At 35.1% G+C, this 16,325-nt stretch carries 13 protein-coding genes and 1 other annotated feature; of the genes, 10 read left to right on the forward strand and 3 right to left on the reverse strand.

What is annotated here, in order from left to right; all coding sequences use genetic code 11:
* Positions 1-157 precede the first annotated feature (157 nt).
* From JDW14_02290 to JDW14_02300, 3 genes are all read left to right on the forward strand, one after another.
* Entirely contained in the window at positions 158-751 is a 594-nt protein-coding gene (locus JDW14_02290; GenBank protein QQD65972.1) for an abortive phage infection protein, read from the forward strand.
* Positions 751-1,611 (forward strand): nucleotidyl transferase AbiEii/AbiGii toxin family protein, encoded by an 861-nt coding sequence (locus JDW14_02295; GenBank protein QQD65973.1) that lies wholly within the window; start codon positions 751-753, stop codon positions 1,609-1,611. The genes JDW14_02290 and JDW14_02295 overlap by 1 nt, the downstream gene beginning before the upstream one ends.
* 205 nt (positions 1,612-1,816) lie before the next feature.
* The gene (locus tag JDW14_02300) at positions 1,817-3,064 is read left to right on the forward strand and encodes a threonine ammonia-lyase (GenBank protein ID QQD65974.1); all 1,248 of its coding nucleotides are present in this window, start codon (positions 1,817-1,819) and stop codon (positions 3,062-3,064) included.
* A 56-nt stretch (positions 3,065-3,120) separates the two neighbouring features.
* Here JDW14_02300 and JDW14_02305 read toward each other — a convergent pair whose 3' ends face one another.
* Both JDW14_02305 and JDW14_02310 read right to left on the reverse strand, forming a co-directional pair.
* Complete coding sequence (locus tag JDW14_02305; protein ID QQD65975.1) at positions 3,121-4,998, reverse strand: heavy metal translocating P-type ATPase; 1,878 nt, start codon at positions 4,996-4,998, stop codon at positions 3,121-3,123.
* Positions 4,999-5,109: 111 nt separating this feature from the next.
* Positions 5,110-5,955: an undecaprenyl-diphosphate phosphatase gene (locus JDW14_02310; GenBank protein ID QQD65976.1), complete on the reverse strand. Its 846-nt coding sequence runs from the start codon at positions 5,953-5,955 to the stop codon at positions 5,110-5,112.
* Between the two features lie 274 nt (positions 5,956-6,229).
* On the opposite strand from JDW14_02310, the gene JDW14_02315 reads away from it, so the two are divergent.
* Together JDW14_02315 and JDW14_02320 are read left to right on the forward strand one after the other, a co-directional pair.
* Positions 6,230-6,736, forward strand: coding sequence for a PTS glucose transporter subunit IIA (locus JDW14_02315; protein QQD65977.1), 507 nt, complete (start codon positions 6,230-6,232; stop codon positions 6,734-6,736).
* Positions 6,737-7,007: 271 nt separating this feature from the next.
* Positions 7,008-7,940 (forward strand): hypothetical protein, encoded by a 933-nt coding sequence (locus JDW14_02320; GenBank protein QQD65978.1) that lies wholly within the window; start codon positions 7,008-7,010, stop codon positions 7,938-7,940.
* A 94-nt stretch (positions 7,941-8,034) separates the two neighbouring features.
* Here the strand turns inward: JDW14_02320 and JDW14_02325 are convergent, their stop codons facing one another.
* Positions 8,035-9,519 (reverse strand): DUF1846 domain-containing protein, encoded by a 1,485-nt coding sequence (locus JDW14_02325; GenBank protein ID QQD65979.1) that lies wholly within the window; start codon positions 9,517-9,519, stop codon positions 8,035-8,037.
* Between the two features lie 353 nt (positions 9,520-9,872).
* Positions 9,873-10,090: a binding site (T-box leader), on the forward strand.
* Between the two features lie 73 nt (positions 10,091-10,163).
* Here JDW14_02325 and JDW14_02330 point away from each other — a divergent pair.
* From JDW14_02330 to JDW14_02350, 5 genes are all read left to right on the forward strand, one after another.
* Positions 10,164-12,797, forward strand: a complete 2,634-nt coding sequence (locus tag JDW14_02330) for a valine--tRNA ligase (GenBank protein QQD65980.1) — start codon at positions 10,164-10,166, stop codon at positions 12,795-12,797.
* 69 nt (positions 12,798-12,866) lie between these two features.
* On the forward strand, positions 12,867-13,316 hold the full coding sequence (locus tag JDW14_02335) for an 8-oxo-dGTP diphosphatase (GenBank protein QQD65981.1): 450 nt from the start codon (positions 12,867-12,869) through the stop codon (positions 13,314-13,316).
* A gap of 309 nt (positions 13,317-13,625) precedes the next feature.
* Positions 13,626-14,582 (forward strand): iron chelate uptake ABC transporter family permease subunit, encoded by a 957-nt coding sequence (locus tag JDW14_02340; GenBank protein QQD65982.1) that lies wholly within the window; start codon positions 13,626-13,628, stop codon positions 14,580-14,582.
* Entirely contained in the window at positions 14,579-15,547 is a 969-nt protein-coding gene (locus tag JDW14_02345; protein QQD65983.1) for an iron chelate uptake ABC transporter family permease subunit, read from the forward strand. Before JDW14_02340 ends, JDW14_02345 begins: the two co-directional genes overlap by 4 nt.
* On the forward strand, positions 15,540-16,304 hold the full coding sequence (locus JDW14_02350; GenBank protein QQD66478.1) for an ATP-binding cassette domain-containing protein: 765 nt from the start codon (positions 15,540-15,542) through the stop codon (positions 16,302-16,304). Before JDW14_02345 ends, JDW14_02350 begins: the two co-directional genes overlap by 8 nt.
* Positions 16,305-16,325: the final 21 nt, after the last annotated feature.

A 16,325-nucleotide genomic window follows, 5' to 3' on the forward strand; every position in this document is an offset into this window, starting at 1 on the left:
GTGCTATTAAGGCAGTGGGTTCTATTTTTTGTAGTTTGAGTATGTAGAGAGAGGAAAAATAGTTATTTTATGTAGTGAGGTATAGAATAAGTATTAGAATCTTCTATACTTCCACGCTTATTTAATTTATAATATAAGCGTGGAAGGTTGTGATAGTATGAAAGAAGTGGATTTGATTTATCGAATTGCTGAAGAACAGGAGGGAATTATTCAGACATCGGATATTACGAAAAAAGAAATTTCAAAGTTTATGTTGAAAGAATTTGTTGAACGTTATGATTATAAACGTGTTTCAAGAGGAATTTATATTTCTCCTGATGTATGGGAAGACCCATTATATTTATTGCAATTGCGTTGTCCGAAAGTTATTTTTTCGCATGAAACAGCTTTGTATTTATTAGATATGACAGACCAAGAGCCATTTCAACAAAATGTAACAGTTAAATCAGGATATAATGCGAGCCATTTGAGGAAAGAAAATATCAAAGTATTTTCAATTAAAAAGGAATTGTTTGAGTTAGGAATGTTAAAAGTAAAAACACCATTTGGTAACGAAGTAATAAGCTATAATCCGGAGAGAACTATTTGCGACATGATTAGAAATCGTTCGACTATGGATAACCGAATTTTACAAGAGGCATTAAAGAAATATATAAAAAGGAAAGACAAGAATTTGCATCGCTTAATGGAGTATTCTGAAAAATTACGCGTAAAAAAATTTTTAAGCAATTATTTAGAGGTGTTTTTATAATGATTAAGACATCAAAACAACTTAAAGATTTAATAAATAATTTATCCAGAATCATAGATGTTAATCCACAAATATTAATAAGAAAATATATGATGGAACGTTTTTTAGAAAGACTATCAAAATCAGAATATCGGTCATATTTTATTCTAAAAGGTGGCATGCTCGTATCTAATTTATTAGGTGATGAAACAAGGTCAACCATGGATATTGATACTACAGTTAAGGGGATAGATGTGTCTATGGATAAAATAGGCAAAATAATAAGCGAAATTTGCAGTATGGAGATTGAAGATAAAGTAGATTTTAGGTTAAAAGGTATTTCTGAGATATTAGATGAAGCGGATTACTCAGGTTTACGCTTTAGTATGGAAGCAAAAATAGATAAGGCAGTAATCCCCTTGAAATTAGACATATCAACAGGAGATATAATAACTCCGAAAGAAATAAATTATGCTTATTCCTTAATGTTTGAAAATAGGACGATACCAATTTTTGCATATCCTATTGAAACGATATTAGCTGAAAAATTAGAAACAATTATTTCGAAAACAATTACGAATACAAGAATGAGAGATTTCTATGACATTCATGTATTAATAAAATACCAAGCAATCAATCGAGAACTATTCAAAGAAGCGTTATTTAATACAGCAAATCAAAGAGGAACACTAACCTTATTGAGTAATGCAGAAAATATAATTTTGTCATTAGAAGAAGATATGGGAATGAGAATAAAGTGGGAGAGGTATAGCAAAAAGTATTCGTATGCTAAAGAGTATGTATGGGAAGATGTGATTGGTTCTGTAAGAAGATTATTTTTTGATGCAGAATTAGATATTGAAAATATTGCGTTAGAGTAATTGAATATCATAGTGGTAAAAAGTCTATTCTAAACATGAAAGTAATAGAAAAAAAGTGTAACGAGTAAAATGGTTATCAGCACGCCTCTGAGATTATTTCTTGCATATGAAAAATTCTAAACACTTAACTGAAAACGCTTTTAAAACATGATATACTAATAATAAAAATAGGATTGCCTGAATAATCAAAAGGAGTTGTTTTTCCATGTCTAATGATGTATTAGCAGCATTACCATTTCACCGTTTTTCCGACGCACGTCATCAATTAAAAGAAGTGCTAAATCCTACAAATTTAATTTATAGTGATTTTTTTTCAGAGTTAATTGATGCTGCGATTTATTTAAAGCCAGAAAATTTGCAGAGAACGGGTTCTTATAAAGTTAGAGGTGCTTACTATAAAATTTTTAACTTATCCAAAGAGCAAAAGAAACGAGGCTTAATTGCAGCGAGTGCAGGGAATCATGCACAAGGAGTTGCTTTTGCTGCACGTGCTTTAGGTGTAAAGGCAACGATTGTAATGCCAATCAATACACCACTTTTAAAAATCAATAAAACACGAAAATTAGGTGCAGAAGTTGTATTGAGTGGTGAAGTATTTGATGAAGCAGCTGCAAAAGCATTGGAATTAGCTGAGTTACATGATTATACATATATTCCGCCATTTGATGATTTAGATGTGATTGTAGGACAAGGAACGATTGCCTTTGAACTTCTTGATGAGCTACCAGAAGTTGATGTTATTTTAGTTCCGATTGGTGGTGGTGGTTTAGCTAGTGGAGTGGCTCGCCTAGCTAAATTATTAAAGCCGTCAGTAAAAGTAATCGGAGTAGAACCATCTGGAGCAGCCTCTATGAAATTATCGCTTGAAAAGGGGACAGTTCAAAGTCTGCCAAAAGTTCAAACGATTGCTGACGGTGTTGCAGTGAAAACACCGGGTAAGTTAACGTATGCGGTGGTTTCACAATGTATCGATGAAATAATAACAGTAGATGATGTCAATCTTATAGATTCCTTTTTAAGTATGGTAGAGCAGCATAAATTAGTCTGTGAAAATGCAGGCTTGATTACGGTAGCCGCTTTATTTAAATTAAAGGAACAATTGAAAGGGAAAAATGTTATCAGTATTATTAGTGGGGGGAATATTGATGTACTGACAATTAATAGTTTAGTTCAGCGTGGCTTATATATGCGTGACCGAGTGTTTACTTTTAGTGCTGATATTAGTGATAAACCAGGGGAATTGGAACATATTACTGGCTTGATTGCGAGAGAAAAAGGAAATATTATTCGTTTAGAGCATGACCAATTTTCTATTTTGGAACGCTTTAGTGAAGTGAGTGTGACGATAACAATTGAAACCTATGGTTCTGAGCATAAAGCACAAATCATTCAAGTGCTGAAAGATGAAGGATACCGTATTTCATTAGTGGAGCGTCATTATAAGGAATCTTGATACAATGCAAACAAGGAGAGTGGGTTGAATCTTGCTCTCCTTGTTTTGATGTAAGTTTATAATTTATTGGACTTAAAATTAAGTAGTCGCAAACCATTTAAAATGACTAATATGGTACTGCCCTCATGACCGACAACACCAAGTGGTAAATTAATCATTTGTAAAACATTAGCTAAAATTAATAAGACGATAACCGACAATGAAAAGATTAAGTTGATATTGACGATACGGTGCATTTTTTGAGTTAAGGTGAATAAAAAAGGTAAGGTATCTAAATTATCTTTTATCAAAATAATATCAGCCGTTTCAATCGCCACATCTGTACCACTACCCATAGCGATACCGATATTGGCTAAAGCTAATGCAGGGGCGTCATTGATTCCGTCTCCTACCATTGCACTAGTTTTACCTTGTTCTTGCAAACTTTTTAAATAATTCAGTTTATCTGCTGGCAAACAGTTAGCTTTGATTGTTTCAATTCCCACTTGTTCTGCCACATAGCGAGCTGTCTTTTCTTGGTCGCCAGTTAACATAATGGCTGTGATACCTAATTGTTTCAATTCAGCAATCATTTCACGTGCTTGTGGTTTAATGACATCACTTAATGCAAAGTATCCAGCAAATTGTTGATTGCACGAAACAAAGATGAGTGTATGTCCTTTTGCTTGTAAGTCGGTAACCTTTTGTTGAATTGTCTCATTTATAGATGAATGCGACATTACAAAATCGTATTTTCCAATTTTCCAAATATTCTGTTGCTGCGTCACTTGCAGTCCTTTTCCAGTAATATCTTCGACAAGGACATCGTCAAGAGCGTGTGTATGTAAATGTTTGAATAAGGCTAAAGCAATAGGGTGGGTTGAGTGTTGCTCTGCACTGACAACAATTTGAGCAAATTGTTCAGCATTAACCCATGGTTCAATATGAGATGACACTACGCTTGGCTGACCCATAGTTAATGTTCCAGTTTTATCAAAACAAATGCAATCAACTTGTTTCAGAACATCAAAGGTATCGCTCCCTTTCATCAAAATACCGTTTTTAGCTGCTCGACTTAATGCAGATAAATTGGCAGGACTGGCACTGGCTACGAGTGCACAGGGAGATGCAACGGTTAATAATACCATACCGCGATAAAATGCATGCATCCAGCCCCAATTGAGCAGTGTAGCAGTGATGAGAATGAAAAGTGGTACGATGATTAGGACAACTTTTACATAAGTATTTTCGATGTAGTTAACGGACTTATCTGTAGCTGATTGTGTGTCTTGTGCCGTTTTAACCATTTCGACTATTCGATTAAAATAGGAATCTGTATAAGTTGCTTGGCTTTCCATATAAAAAGGTTCACCACTATTAAGTGTTCCACTTATCAATTTATCATTCATCATCTTGTTGATAGGGAATGATTCACCAGTAATTGATGCCTCATTAATGAATGCTTGCTCAGACAGTAAGATACCGTCGAGTGGGATAATATCGCCTTTTCGTACATGGATACGGCTACCAACTGCTACGTTTTCAATCGGAGTTTCGATTATTTTACCATTTTTGTCTACTCGTACAACTTGTGGTGCTAATGATAACAGTGCCTCAATCGTTTGACGGCTTTTTCGCATGGTTAAATGTTCGAGCGTGCCAGATAGCGAGAAGATAAAAATTAATAGTGCTCCCTCTAACCAGTATCCAATCAATCCGGCTCCAATAGCAGCGAGAATCATTAAAATATCTACTGATAGATGACGTTCTACTAATAGTTCGTAAATTCCGTCATAAGCTGCTTGCCAGCCACCGATTATAAATCCGATGATAAAACAGATAGCAGCAAGTTGAGTGTTGCTTTGCTGAAATATCAATCCAATACCAATAAATATTGCACAAAAAAGTGTACAGAGTAATTGAATATTTTGTTTTATCCATGTTTTCATTGTCATATCACCTCTCTTTATTAATTATAACAATTATAAATAAAAAATCAATAATTATAAAGATTATAAATAAAAGAGTGCCTCACGCTGATTCGTGAAACACTCTGAATAGAAAAATTAATGTAATCCTGTAAATAAGAAATACAATATAATAATAGAACCGAGAATAATACGATAGTAACCAAATACTTTAAAGTCATGACGTTTAATGTAATTCAATAAGAATTTAATGGCGATTAATGACACAATAAAGGCAACTAACATACCGATTCCTAAATAAATCAATTCTGATTGAGAAAAGACAAGACCGAATTTGATGAGTTTTTTCAAGCTCGCACCGAACATAATCGGAATACTCATATAAAATGAAAATTCAGTTGCGATAAAACGAGAAGAGCCAAGTAATAAAGCACCGATAATCGTAGCACCTGAACGAGATGTTCCGGGAATAATGGCTAATGCTTGAAAACAACCAATCATAAAGGCATCTCGGAATGTTAATTTATGAAATGAGTTGATTTCGTGTGCATGTTTAGATGGTTGACGTGATTCGACCCATAAAAAAGCAAAACCATATAAGATTAACATTGCTGCTACTACGAGTGGGGTGTTCAAGTATTTATCCATATAGTCATCTAAGATGAAACCAAATAATACGGCAGGAATACTTGCGACTACCACTTTAAACCAGATAATCCAAGTGTCCGTACGTTCTTGTGGTGATTTTCTTAGAGATAGTGGATTTAATTTGTTAAAGTAAAGGACAACTACGGCAAAGATAGAACCGAGTTGTACCAACACCATAAATAATTCTTTAAAGGCAGGGCTAGAAGTTAGTGGGAAAAATTCTTCCACTAAAATCATGTGTCCGGTACTACTAATGGGTAGCCATTCGGTAATTCCTTGTACGATACTTAAGATAAGAATACGAATAAGTTCTAATAAATCAATCGATTCAAGCATGAATAGATAGACCTCTCTTTCTTTTAATATGGAGTGATACAGTAGCGATAGTTAACTACTGTTAATTCTAACTTTTATCAAGCGGTTTGTGTTGCTAAGTCTCCATTTGGTTTCCATTATACACTTTTCAAATTGATTTAGCGATATTTTTTTACTTATGCGACAAGGTTGTGGTATAATACGACTATTGAAATATGAACAGACAACAGAGTGTGATTGAATTTATGCACTCAATGAAGTTTGTGAGAACGAATGAATAAAGGGGTAAAAAAATATGTTTGGATTTTTTAAAAAGAAAAAAGAAGAAGCACAACCAGAAGTAAAAGAAGTTGTATTATACGCACCAGCTGACGGTGAATTAATTAATATTGAAAATGTAAATGATGTTGTGTTCGCACAAAAAATGATGGGTGACGGTTTTGCTGTTGTGCCAGCAAATGGTACGATTACATCACCAGTTGCAGGTACTATTGTCAATGTATTTCCAACACAACATGCGATTGGTTTCAAAGCTGGAGCATTAGAAGTATTATTACATATGGGAATTGATACTGTTGCGTTAAATGGTGGGCCATTTGATACAGTTGTATCTGAAAATCAAACAGTAACTGAAACAACAACAGTTTCTAATGTTGATTTAGCAGCTTTAGAAGCTGAAGGTAAGGACAATGCAATGATTGTTATCTTTACAAATGGTATTGATGTTATTGATTCATTTGAATTAACAGCATCAGGTACTGTAACAAAAGGTCAAGTTATTGGTAAAATTGTCTTAAAATAATTGGTGTGAGCTAAGGTGAAGTAGTCTGAGCGAGCATGAATAAAATAAGGCACCGAAATTTTCGTTTTTCAAACGGAAGTTTCGGTGTTTTGCTGTTTTATGGGATTGAAAAAGTATAAAAGTGTGGGCGATAATAAAAAATTGTATTGTCTGAACAAATAGGGTAAAATCAATTTTATTGATAGGATAAGAAATTAATAGCGTAAGCAATAAGTTTTGTCTGCTTTGAATAGATGACTATCAATATGCATTAATTAGGAGAGTGACTTTTTTGAAAAATATTCGCACAGAAGTGGCTAATACATTAGGGTTGAAATATAATCAAGAATCGACAATTATCTATGGTCAGCAAAATGGTTTTACGGTTGCGTTAAAAATGGGAGAGGGCAAGAAAAATGGTCTGTCTACTTTAATTGTGTCCATTCAAAAAGATGGGCAACCGATAACTAAAGCGTTAAGTGAAGAATTAAAGAATTTAACTAAAGAAATTTCTGCTGTAACTTGTGATACATATAAAACGAACATTACAATCAAACAAGGAATGACAAAAAATAAAACAAAAGAAAATGTTTTAATTGTATTTCCTTTAGTGATGCAATTTTTACAAAAGCATCAATTTGTAAACTGTTCTGAAATAGATGTAAATCAAACAGAAACTTCTGTTTATATCGTTCAAAATGTTATTCAGTTATTGAATCAAGAAGAGTTTAATCAAATTTACTCGGATATTGACCGTCAAAAACAAGAGCGTGAAAGTAAAAAAGAGAGTCGTTTATTAGGTATTATTGGAGCATTTTTAGGCTCTTTAATTGGTGCGGCAGTGATTATCATTATTGGACAGTTGGGATATGTTTCAGTCATTGGTGGGCTAGTTATCGGTTTTGCAACGGTGAAAGGTTATGAATTGTTAGCAAAACGTTTCTCATGGTTCGGAGTTTTTGTGAGTTTTTTAATGGCACTTATCATGGTATATATTGCTTATAAAATTGATTGGGCAATATCAATTGCACGTCAAGTGGAGGCAAATTTCTTTGATGTCTATCAAAATATTCCGGTTTTGCTAGACAATGAATATATTGATGCAACATTCTATGCTACTGAATTAGCAAAATTATTCATGTATTCATTGGTTGGAATTATTACTTCGATTTATTATACTTTTAGAGAGTATAAGCAGAAATTTGATGTACAAAAATTGGATTAAAAATAAAACAGAGCGTCATCAGTCGATGTGGCTCTGTTTTTTTGTAGTGTGACGATTAAGTTTTGTGCACTGTATGTATTATTAATAAAATATATTACCCACCATAATACAATTGGTCATTCGCAAACTCTGGGTCGCTGGTAATCATGATACCTAAATTACGATATGCTTCGTCATCTGCTTTAGTAGCAATGACAGTGCTATGAGCTTGTAGGTGACGTAGCATTGGCAACTGTTTCAGTGCTGCTGATGCAGACGGATTGGTTACGGCAGACATACTTAAAGCAATTAATACTTCAGTCGTGTTTAATACATGATGTCTACGCTGTAATACCCCAGTATTTAGTTGGTCGATTGCTTCTAAAATCATAGGTGCTAACAGATGTAAATCATCGCTAATATGTGCTAAACGTTTAATACTATTTAATACACAAGCAGCTGAGGCACTCATAATGTCACTATGTTTACCTGTTACAATCGTACCGTCAGGTAGTGCTAAGGCGACAACTGGAACACTATCTTTTAAGGATTTTTCACGAGCAGCTTGTACGACTGGACGGTCATTAGTTGAAAGTCCCATTTCATCCATAATTAATTTACTGCGTTGAGCTGTTTCAACGGTGACAAGTCCTTTTTTATATTCAGTTTGAGATGTTAGGTAGCGACGAATAATTTCTTGTTTTGCAGCTTCTTGTACGATATTATCATCAGTAATCGCAAATCCAACACGATTGACCCCCATATCTGTCGGTGAAAAATAAGGGACATCGGTTTGACTAATCTTGGTTAAGATACGACGTAAGAGTGGAAATGCTTCAATATCTCGGTTATAGTTAACCGTTGTAACTCCATATTTTTCCAAATGGAAAGTATCAATCATATTAACATCTTCTAAATCGGCTGTTGCAGCCTCGTATGCGATGTTAACAGGATGTTTTAGTGGTAAGTTCCATACTGGGAAAGTCTCGAATTTTGCATAACCAGCTGTGCGTCCTTGTTGAACTTCATGATAAAGCTGACTCAAGCAAGTACCGAGTTTACCACTATTTGGGCCAGGGGCTGTCACGACAACTAATGGTTTTGTTGTTGGGATGTATGTATTTTTACCATATCCCTCTTCACTCACAATGGTATCAACGTCCATTGGATAACCTTGTGTATTCCCATGCGTAAAGACTTTTAACCCTCTGCGTTCTAATGTTGTTTTTAATTGTTGTGCTGCAGATTGTCCATTGTAACGTGTAATGACCACACTATTAACTGTCAAATCCCAATGACGTAAATCATCAATCATTCGCAAAACATCTTGGTCGTAAGTAATACCTAAATCACTACGAACTTTTTTGTTTTCGACATCACCAGCATAAATACAAATAATAATTTCGGCTTGGTCTTTTAAGCGTGCTAATAATTTGATTTTTCCGTCAGGGTCAAAACCAGGTAAGACACGCATTGCATGGAAGTCACCCATTAATTTACCACCAAACTCTAGGTACAGTTTGTCATATTGTGCCACTCGTTCTTTTATATATTGGCTCTGTTCATCGAGGTATTTTTCACTATCAAATCCAATTTGCATTAAAATCCACCTTTCAACTTCGTTTTTCAATACATGCTATTGTATCAAAAATATTCTAGGAAAAAAGGACTTTTGATAAAGTTTTTGCGAAAGGAAAAAAGATTCGGAATTTTGATTGAAATATGGTATTATAATGCTGAACCCCCTGAATGAGTTAGAGGATATTGGAGTGTTGTTTAGCTCAATTCATTTATAAATGTGATTGCAACGTATATTATTTTCTGTTAAACTAAGGAAAATCTTATTTTTAATAAAATAGAGTGTGACAATGAGTGTTCTGAAATGAACCACTGGAGAAACGCACATAGGCGGCTTTTGAAGTGGAGATATTTCAACGAGTTGGAACCAGAATATTGATGACGATGAAGAGAAGAGTAATTTGCGAATTTGTCAGAGAGAAAACAGTTGGTGAAAGTTTTCAAAGCAAATGAAGGTAGCTTGGAGTTTGGCGTGCCAACGGTTATTTAACTTAGTAGTGCGACACGGAGATCCACTTCGATAACAAGGCAATGAGTGAAGTGTTTAAACACTTCAAAATTTAGGTGGTACCACGTTAATTGACGTCCTATGTAGTAACATACATGGGGCGTTTTATTTTGTTAGAAAAAGTATAGTGCGAGCGAGCCAAAAATGGAGGTAGAAAAATGAAAAAAGAAATGTCAACTAAATATCAACCACAAGAGGTTGAGGCAGGGAAATATCAACAATGGGTAGACTCAGGCGTTTTCAAACCGAGTGAAGACCCAAATGCAGAGCCATATTCAATTGTTATCCCACCACCAAATGTTACTGGTAAATTGCATCTAGGACATGCTTGGGATGTTACTTTACAAGATATGATTATCCGTCAAAAACGTATGCAAGGATTTGATACTTTATGGTTGCCAGGTATGGATCATGCCGGTATTGCGACACAAGCAAAAGTTGAAGAAAAATTAGCCAAAGAAGGCATTTCACGTCATGATTTAGGTCGTGAAAAATTTGTAGAACAAGTATGGGCATGGAAAGAAGAGTATGCTGCTACGATTCGTGAACAATGGGGTAAAATGGGGGTATCTGTCGATTATTCTCGTGAACGTTTTACACTAGATGAGGGTCTGAATAAAGCAGTTAATAAAGTATTTGTTCAATTATATGAAAAAGGCTTAATTTATCGTGGTGAATATATTATCAATTGGGATCCAAAAGCACAAACAGCTTTATCGGATATTGAAGTTATCCACAAAGAAATTGAGGGGGCATTTTATCATATTCATTATCCGATTGTGGGAAGTGATGAAAAATTAGAAATTGCGACAACACGTCCGGAAACAATGTTAGGTGATACGGCAGTAGTGGTGAACCCTAATGATGAACGTTACAGCCATTTAATCGGTAAAACGGTAATGTTACCATTAATGAATCGTGAAATTCCAATTATCGCTGATGAATATGTTGATATTGAATTTGGTACAGGTGCGATGAAAGTGACACCGGCTCACGACCCGAATGACTTTGAGTTAGGAAATCGCCACGACTTGCTACGAATTAATGTCATGAATTTAGACGGTTCGATGAATCACTTAGCTGGTAAATACGAGGGCTTGGACAGATTTGTTGCACGTAAACAAATTATTAAAGATTTAGAGACATTAGGCTTATTGGTGAAAATTGAATCGCATGCACATAGTGTGGGGCATTCTGAACGTAGTGGAGCCGTAGTGGAACCATTATTATCAACTCAATGGTTTGTTAAAATGGCACCATTAGCACAACGTGCTATTGACAATCAATCAAGTGATGATGCAGTAGAATTTTTCCCACCACGCTTTAACCAAACCTTTATGGGTTGGATGGAAAATGTTCATGATTGGGTTATTTCACGTCAATTATGGTGGGGTCATCAAATTCCGGCTTGGTATCATAATCAAACAGGTGAAATTTATGTCGGCGAAGTAGCACCAGCAGATGAAGAAAATTGGACACGTGATAAAGATGTACTCGATACATGGTTCTCAAGTGCATTATGGCCATTTTCAACAATGGGTTGGCCAGAAGATACAAAAGATTTTGAGCGTTACTTCCCAACTTCTACATTGGTAACTGGATATGACATTATCTTCTTCTGGGTAAGTCGTATGATTTTCCAAAGTTTAGAATTTACTGAACGTCGTCCATTCCAAAATGTATTGATACATGGTTTAATTCGTGATGCTCAAGGACGTAAAATGTCGAAATCACTAGGTAATGGGATTGACCCTATGGATGTTATCGACGAATTTGGTGTAGATGCTTTACGTTGGTTCTTAGCAAATGGTTCTGCTCCAGGACAAGATGTACGTTATAGCGAAGAAAAATTAAGTGCAGCTTGGAACTTTATTAATAAAATTTGGAATGCAAGTCGTTTTGCCTTAATGAATGTTGGTGATATGACGATTGAAGATATTCATATCGGTGAAGATTTAACTTTAGCTGACCGTTGGATTTTAGCTCGTTTACAAGAAACGATTGCAGATGTGACACGTCTGTTTGATAAATTCGAGTTTGGTGAAGCGGGTCGTACTTTGTACCACTTTATTTGGGATGATTTCTGTGATTGGTATATCGAAATGACGAAAGAACAATTACAAGATAAGACGGCAGATAATACGACAACGAAATCAGTATTGGTACATGTATTAGATCAATTTTTACGTCTATTACATCCAATTATGCCATTTGTGACAGAAGAAATTTGGCAACAAATTGCTCCTGAAAATGCGTCAATTGTGGTTGCTGATTATCCAGTGGTGAATGATGCGTATATTGATGCTATTTCAGAACAAGAAATGGAACAAGTAATGGAAGTAATTCGTGTAGTGCGTATGATTCGTAATGAAATGAATACTCCATTATCAAAAGCAGTTGATTTATTTGTTAAAGCAAATGATGAAGCAACGGTTGAATTATTAGTGAAAAATCGTCATTATATTGAACGTTTCTGTAATCCAGCACAATTAGAAATCGCAACGAATCCGTCAGCACCAGAGGAAGTTGTTTCTCAAACAGTTGCCTTTGCACAAATTTTAATGCCACTGGCTGGTTTGATTAAAGTAGAAGATGAAATTAAACGTTTGGAAGCTCAAGTTGAAAAATTAGAAAACGAAGTGAGTCGTGTTGTGAATAAATTGAGCAATGAAAAATTCGTAGCGAAAGCACCAGAAGCAGTTGTAGCTCAAGAACGTGCAAAACAAGCAGAATACGAGCAACAGTTAGTAGCTGTCCGTGAACGTATGGTACAATTGGCAAAATTAGCTTAACATAGCATGTGAGTGATTAAGGGGGGCGTCAATGTCCTCCTTTTTTCAAATAGAAATAGAGGATAAAACATGAATGAAACAGTAAAATTATATAATATGTGCATGGTGTGCGATGATAGTCGCATTTTAGTACAAGACCGAAAAAAATCATCGTGGTCAGGTATTGTCTTTCCAGGTGGTAAGGTAGAGCCGAGAGAATCTTTTGTACGTTCTACTATACGAGAAATAAAGGAAGAAACAGGACTGACAATTTGGAATTTAGAATTATGTGGTGTGAAGCAGTGGTATGATACTGCAAAGAATATTCGCAATGTGGTTCTGTTATATAAGACAAATCAATTTGAGGGTGAGTTAAAATCATCAGCAGAGGGTGATGTATTTTGGATTGAACGAGATACGATTGATAATTATGTAACGGCTGAAAATTTCAAAGAGATGCTCGCTATTTTTGAAGGGAATGAGTGGTCGGAGCATTATTATGATGATGCGGACGGTGAATGGGTTAGTCGCTATTATTAATGAGGCAGAAAATAAATACCGATAAAAAGCTAGTTATATTAGTTTTATCGGTATTTTTGTGCATTTTAGCAATAGAACAATATTACACTTTGCGAAAAAACTCCCTATATAGGCATAATAGAATCGTTTTAAAGAACTGAAAACGCTATTTTGTAATGGTTCTTATGTTTTTTAAAATACAGAAAATTGTGAAAAGATGTGTTATGATTATCGTGTATTTTCTGAATGAATAGGATGCATTGTAAGCAAGGAATAGTAACAATGTAATCCTAATGTGCGTTGAATCAAAAATTGATAAGAGGTTGAAAAATGAAACCCATTTATTTATGGTTATGCTTACTTATAATGATTGTCACCTCAATATTGACAGGGGCCCAACCGCTTGAATGGAATACGAATGGGCAATTAACAGAGCTATCGTGGAAAGTGTTATGGTATTCACGTATTCCACGTACCATTAGCATTGTGTTAGCGGGAAGTAGTATGAGTGTCGCTGGTATGTTAATGCAAGCTATCTCGCAAAATCGTTTTGCTGCCCCCTCGACGGTGGGGACCATTGAATCAGCAAAATTTGGGCTATTGATGAGTTTATGGATATTTCCACAAGTGACTCTGCAACAAAAATTAATGAGTTCGTTTATTTTTGCAGTATTGCTGACAGGATTATTCTTTTTCGTTTTAGTAAAAATTAAAGTAAAACAAGTTTGGACGATTCCATTATTTGGTATGATTTACGGACAAATCATCGGCTCAATTGCATCTGCTATTGCGTATCGGTTTGATTTAGTCCAAAGCATGAGTTCATGGCAGCAAGGAAATTTTTCACTAATTCAAGTAGGGTCGTATGAATGGTTATGGCTGACATTAATTTTATTATCGCTTATTTGGGTGTTAAGACGTCCATTGACGATTATGCAATTAGGGGAAGTAGCGAGCCTTAATCTAGGTATTGCGTATCAGCGAATGAAATGGCTTGTCATTGCAGGCGTCTGCTTGATTTGTGCAGTGAATGTAATGATTGTCGGGACTTTACCTTTTATCGGTGTCATTATTCCAAATCTAGTTCGCATGACTTTTTCTGATTCGATGCAACAATCGTTACCGATAGTGATGTTGTCAGGGAGTTTATTTGTACTTATCTGTGATATTTTAGCCCGCACATTGATTGCACCTTATGAATTGCCAGTAAGTCTGCTCATTACCTTTATTGGTGGCATCTTCTTTTTAAGTATGTTGTTTTCAAGGAGAGGGGCGACGAGTGCATGAAACATAAATATTTATGGTTGTTAGTACTTTTGTTGGTAGTCGTGATGATGACCTATCTTGGCTGGGATATTTTTATGTTATCGCCTTATATTCAAGTTTCACGATTGACGAAATTGTGGGGCTATTTATTAGTGGCGGCACTGGTGATACCGAGTACGATTGTGTTTCAAACGGTTATTCAAAGTCGATACTTATCGCCTGGAATATTAGGAATTGATGCCGTATATGTTTTGATTCAATCGATTTATTATTTTATCGGTAAGCGATTGTTTGGCGAGCTAACACCAAATTCAATAACAGGATACTTTTTTCAAATCAGTTGTCTAATGTACTTTTTTGTGTTGACGCTCAAAATGACGAAAATTGATTGGCGTGTACAACAACAAGAAATATTATGGCTGATGACAGGTATGATTTTGAGTTCGGTTTTACGGCAGTTGAGTACTTTTTTTCAAATATTAATGGATCCTAATGAATATTTAAAGTTGCAGCGACATTTGTTTCCCACCTTTCAAGGCTTATCTCAATCGCTACTATGGGTAGCAACTGTTGTGGCAGTGATAGGGCTTTGGTATTTTTATCATCAGCGTTTTGTATTAGATGTCTATCATTTGGGGCGTGAAACAGCATTATCATTAGGTGTAGATATTAGTCGTAAAACACCACGTTTGTTAAGTATGGTCGTTTTAATGATAGGAACAGCTACTGCATTAGTAGGGCCACTATTATTTTTAGGGTTTATGATTGCGAATATTGCGTATATGCTTGCTGATAGTCATCATCATACACAACGAATATTGACAGGTATTTTATTGGGAAGTCTTTTTATTGTCGGTGGTCAGTGTTTGGTTGAACGAGTGTTTAATAATCAATATACATTAAACCTTATAGTTGAAGGAGTCGGAGGAATATTGTTCTTTATTTTATTATGGCGTAAAGCGGGTGAAACATTTGCTAATCACTAATCTTTCAAAGAAATTTTTCCATGGGAAAAAGACACAGACAGTGTTAGATGATATTGAGTTGGAAATTCCTAAAGGGCAGTTAACTGCTATCATTGGACCTAATGGAGCTGGTAAATCGACCTTATTAAATATTATGAGCCGATTAGAGTCAGCAGATGCAGGAACGATTACTTTAGACCAACGAGCTTTAACCGATTGGACACGTGATTCTTTTGCAAAACGAGTAACGATTTTAAGACAATCACAACATTTTGATGTGAAATTGACGGTACGTGAATTTGTGGAATTTGGTAGGTATCCCTACTCAAAAGGACGATTAACTGAGCAAGATCATCAAAAAGTAGCAGAATGCTTAGCGTATTTGAATTTGGAACAAATGAGTCACCGTTTTATTGATGAATTGTCAGGTGGACAAAGACAGCGAGTATTACTGGCAATGATTATGGCACAAGATACGGAATTTATATTATTAGATGAGCCGTTGAATAATTTGGATATTAGTCAGACGATTCATTTGATGAATTTATTGAAAAAATTAGTTGCCCAATATGATAAACGTATTGTTATGATTGTGCATGATATTAATATTGCAGCTCAATTTGCGGATTATGTTGTTGCGATGAAAGAGGGCAAAATTTGTGCACAAGGGGGTGTTAGTCAGATGATGACGCCGGAAATATTAGAGCCACTGTATAATATTAAGGTAGAACGCATCGAACACAATGGATTTCCAATTATTAATTTTTATGAAGAATAACTAGAAAAAGTAAAGGAGTAA

This window comes from Aerococcaceae bacterium zg-252 (assembly GCA_016237705.1).
Classification (GTDB): Bacteria; Bacillota; Bacilli; order Lactobacillales; family Aerococcaceae; genus Globicatella; species Globicatella yangjingiae.

What these genes read in the sequence shown, in the direction of transcription:
- JDW14_02290 (QQD65972.1), top strand. Translation starts at nt 158, where the DNA reads ATGAAAGAAGTGGATTTGATTTATCGAATTGCTGAAGAACAGGAGGGA.
- JDW14_02295 (QQD65973.1), top strand. Translation starts at nt 751, where the DNA reads ATGATTAAGACATCAAAACAACTTAAAGATTTAATAAATAATTTATCC.
- JDW14_02300 (QQD65974.1), top strand. Translation starts at nt 1,817, where the DNA reads ATGTCTAATGATGTATTAGCAGCATTACCATTTCACCGTTTTTCCGAC.
- JDW14_02305 (QQD65975.1), bottom strand. Translation starts at nt 4,998, where the DNA reads ATGACAATGAAAACATGGATAAAACAAAATATTCAATTACTCTGTACA.
- JDW14_02310 (QQD65976.1), bottom strand. Translation starts at nt 5,955, where the DNA reads ATGCTTGAATCGATTGATTTATTAGAACTTATTCGTATTCTTATCTTA.
- JDW14_02315 (QQD65977.1), top strand. Translation starts at nt 6,230, where the DNA reads ATGTTTGGATTTTTTAAAAAGAAAAAAGAAGAAGCACAACCAGAAGTA.
- JDW14_02325 (QQD65979.1), bottom strand. Translation starts at nt 9,519, where the DNA reads ATGCAAATTGGATTTGATAGTGAAAAATACCTCGATGAACAGAGCCAA.
- JDW14_02330 (QQD65980.1), top strand. Translation starts at nt 10,164, where the DNA reads ATGAAAAAAGAAATGTCAACTAAATATCAACCACAAGAGGTTGAGGCA.
- JDW14_02335 (QQD65981.1), top strand. Translation starts at nt 12,867, where the DNA reads ATGAATGAAACAGTAAAATTATATAATATGTGCATGGTGTGCGATGAT.
- JDW14_02340 (QQD65982.1), top strand. Translation starts at nt 13,626, where the DNA reads ATGAAACCCATTTATTTATGGTTATGCTTACTTATAATGATTGTCACC.
- JDW14_02345 (QQD65983.1), top strand. Translation starts at nt 14,579, where the DNA reads ATGAAACATAAATATTTATGGTTGTTAGTACTTTTGTTGGTAGTCGTG.